The sequence below is a fragment of the Simplicispira psychrophila DSM 11588 genome, assembly GCF_000688255.1.
GTDB classification, from domain to species: Bacteria; Pseudomonadota; Gammaproteobacteria; order Burkholderiales; family Burkholderiaceae_C; genus Simplicispira; species Simplicispira psychrophila.
In genome coordinates, this window is sequence record NZ_JHYS01000035.1 from 1 (window position 1) to 2910 (window position 2910).

5 protein-coding genes are annotated in these 2910 nt (G+C 58.3%); all 5 read right to left on the reverse strand.

The features are described 5' to 3' along the window. Nucleotides 1–2: 2 nt before the first annotated feature. Nucleotides 3–206: a hypothetical protein gene (locus Q390_RS20075; RefSeq protein ID WP_156949957.1), complete on the reverse strand. Its 204-nt coding sequence runs from the start codon at nt 204–206 to the stop codon at nt 3–5. A gap of 400 nt (nt 207–606) precedes the next feature. Further along, on the reverse strand, nt 607–942 hold the full coding sequence (locus Q390_RS18900; protein WP_051603330.1) for a hypothetical protein: 336 nt from the start codon (nt 940–942) through the stop codon (nt 607–609). Then, nucleotides 943–1227: a hypothetical protein gene (locus Q390_RS0116975; RefSeq protein WP_027997125.1), complete on the reverse strand. Its 285-nt coding sequence runs from the start codon at nt 1225–1227 to the stop codon at nt 943–945. It lies immediately after the preceding gene. A gap of 475 nt (nt 1228–1702) precedes the next feature. Next, nucleotides 1703–2044, reverse strand: coding sequence for a BrnA antitoxin family protein (locus Q390_RS20665; RefSeq protein ID WP_051603331.1), 342 nt, complete (start codon nt 2042–2044; stop codon nt 1703–1705). Nucleotides 2045–2329: 285 nt separating this feature from the next. After that, nucleotides 2330–2812 carry a tyrosine-type recombinase/integrase gene (locus tag Q390_RS18905; protein WP_084153986.1) on the reverse strand — a complete coding sequence of 161 codons (483 nt, stop codon included), beginning with the start codon at nt 2810–2812 and terminating at the stop codon, nt 2330–2332. Nucleotides 2813–2910: the final 98 nt, after the last annotated feature.

Below are 2910 nucleotides of genomic sequence, written 5' to 3' on the forward strand. Positions count from 1 at the left end.
GGTCATACGGTCACCTCCAACAGTTGCAGCGCTTTCAACAACTGAACGGCCTTGCGGCGGGCGGCAGCTACGTTGCCACGGCTCAGGTACAGCTTCGCCATGGTGGCGTCGCTGGTGGCCTGCAACAGGGCAAAGGCGCGGGCTTCTTCGGTGGTGGCTTGGGTAATGGGCGCAGCGCAGCGGCTGGCCAGTGTGGACACGGTCATGGTCTTGGCTCCTTTACGAGACTCAGGAACCACGCGCTGCGTTTTGAAGCACAACGGGTGGACGTGGTGGTTCAAAACACGGGTAAAGCCGTGCGGCCAGCCTTGCGGACAAGCCCCACCACGTCCGAAACCGTAGGCGCGTCCAAACGTGGACACACCCAGAAAATCAGGACGTGACAAAACCCCGCTTTCGGTGGGGGTTGCTACCGCTTTACCAAAGGTGTTTTGAAGCACCGGGGCTTTCGCCTTGGGCGCGATTATGTCACTGCACTGCACTTGGTGGCAATGGCTGGTGTTGGCAGCGGCCATCATGGTGCAGCCCTCCAACGGCGCCACAGCGATTTAATGATGCGGATGGCCATCAAGAAAGCTAGCCACACACAAAGCAATTGATAGACGCTCACAGCAGCACCTCCGTGCGTTCGCGCGCGGCCATCCATGCGTAGACGGCGCGGCGGTCGCTTGGTGTGAAGCTGTAAACACCAGGGCGGCATTTGAAGCCGTCACGGTCGATAAAGTTGATGCGCTCACATGGCGCGGTCAGGCCACGGCGGCGCAGCCCTGCCACCAGTTCAGGGGAGTTGCTGCACCCTGCCACGCTGTCGAGTTCTTGGCGGCTGATAGGACGGCGCAGCAGGGCGGCAATTGCGCGCAGCTCGCGCGGGTTGGTGGTTCCGGTAAACTGGCGCTTGCTTGGGGCGCTCATCGTGACTGTGGTTGCGGTGGGCGTTTTCATTTATGCGCCACCTTTGCCAGCCAGCACCAGCAGCTTTGCCTTGGCGCGGCGCTCACGGCCTTTGGCGTTTTGCAGCAGGCGATATTTCTCGGCAGTCGCCACCATCATGGCGTCCCAATTTTCATCATTGCGGGTGATGTGAATGCCCCACTTGCCCTCTGAACTGCGCCACGCGGCATAGGCGTCAGTCAGTTGTTCTTTGTGCTGCACTGCGTCGGCAGCGGCTTTGGCGAATTTGATGGCAGCTTGCGCCAGCTCCAGCAGGTCGGTGGTGCGAATCATCATGCCGACACCCCGCAAAGCTCTTTAACCGCCTTGGTAGGCCAATTCAAGCGGCCTGCAATGCGGAGGGGACGCACTGGCCCGGTCTCCTTGCACGCATACAGCCAAGCGGTCTGCAAAGCCAAATTGGTGTAGTGGCAAAACTCCTTTGTGGTCAGGTTCGGTTTGGTTACCTGTTCCAGCGGCGGATATGGCTGGGGGTTGGTAAGCGTTTGGCCGGTGTTAGCTGCTGCTGCGGTGGCCTTATCTGGATATAGCGACATTGGGTAGCCCTCGTTAAGAAGGCGCAATGGTCGACCGGATGCTGTGCAATCCGTTCAAAAGCGCTGCACTGTTTTCAGGTGCGCAGGTTTTGCCCCAATCGCCAGCAGCGGGACGGTGTAGGCAGGGGTGATTGCTGACCACGCGGTCACCAGCGCCAGCGGGAGGTCTGGCTTTTCGGTCGGATTGCGGCCCGGCCTAGCTAGGGCAAAAACTCTTAGGCGTGCGTCTGTACCCAGTTTTTCAGGGCTTCATTGATGCGGGTCTGCCAGCCGTCACCCGTCGCCTTGAACTTCGCCAATACCTCTGCATCGAGCCGTAGCGTCACTTGGGTCTTGGTGCCACTGCCCATAGGACGGCCACGGCGCACCAGTGGTTTGGCCTGTGTCCACTCGGCATCTGTGAAGGGCGCCGCGTCAGGGTCGGTCATTGCCGCTGCTGTGATGGCGGCATCCTCGGCAGGGGTAGGCAGGTGCAGCACACGCCCGCTGCGGGTCTTAATCGTGCCGTGCTTTGCCAGATTGGCGGCATCTTTGGCCGGGTCGAATGCGAGCTTCATTTATTAATTGTAGCTACGTTTTTTCAGGCACACGCCAGCCGGAACTTACTGACCACGCGGACACCAGCACCAGCGCAAGCTATTTAAATAATAGCTACTAGCGCACGTATTTATTGGGCTAGAGGTCGTTTTAACCACTATTTACGCCATTGGTGCTGTAACCCCTGTAACCCCTGTTTTTTTGGTGGGGTTACAGCTCTAGGCCGCATGGATGCTAGTTGTGCCCTGTGTAACCCCTGTAACCTCTATAAATACAAGTTCGCGTGATGTTTTTTATATTTGAGATTAATTCTCATTTACCAGTCGCAGCTTTCCCACCTCGCTGGCGCTGGTGAACTGCACACCGGCTTGCTCCAAAATCCACGCTTCAATCTTTTCATGGTGCAGGCGCAGTAAATCGAGCGGTCGCACGACGTAGTGCTTCTCAGCCGTGGCGCTGGGTTTGTGTCCCATGAGTTGAGCCACCACGCCAGCAGGTATATCTAGCCATTCCGTCAACGACTTGAACGAGCGGCGCAGTCCGTGCAAGGTCAGGCCGTCGATACCGGCGACGGTGCAAGCGTTGGTGTGTGGTGTGCGCGGGATGCTCATGGTTTGGCTGGTGACTGCCTTACCTCGGCTGGCGCTGGCAAACACAAACGCATTGCGGCGCGGCAGGCAGTGCAGCAGGTGCGAGACATACGGTGTCAACGGGATGACGCGCACGCCCTCCACTTTGTCCTTGATGGTCAACCCACGCCACTTGGTGTTTATGTCCTCCCAACGCATGGCTGTGCTGGTCTAATTTCCCTGGACACCTCGATAGGTGCAACCCACCTGGACGAGGAATATGAGCAAGAGAAAACGAAGGACATTCAACGCGGAGT

Coding starts and splice junctions, on each gene's coding strand:
- Q390_RS0116975 (WP_027997125.1), bottom strand. CDS start 1,227: ATGATGATTCGCACCACCGACCTGCTGGAGCTGGCGCAAGCTGCCATC.
- Q390_RS20075 (WP_156949957.1), bottom strand. CDS start 206: ATGACCGTGTCCACACTGGCCAGCCGCTGCGCTGCGCCCATTACCCAA.
- Q390_RS20665 (WP_051603331.1), bottom strand. CDS start 2,044: ATGAAGCTCGCATTCGACCCGGCCAAAGATGCCGCCAATCTGGCAAAG.
- Q390_RS18905 (WP_084153986.1), bottom strand. CDS start 2,812: ATGCGTTGGGAGGACATAAACACCAAGTGGCGTGGGTTGACCATCAAG.
- Q390_RS18900 (WP_051603330.1), bottom strand. CDS start 942: ATGAAAACGCCCACCGCAACCACAGTCACGATGAGCGCCCCAAGCAAG.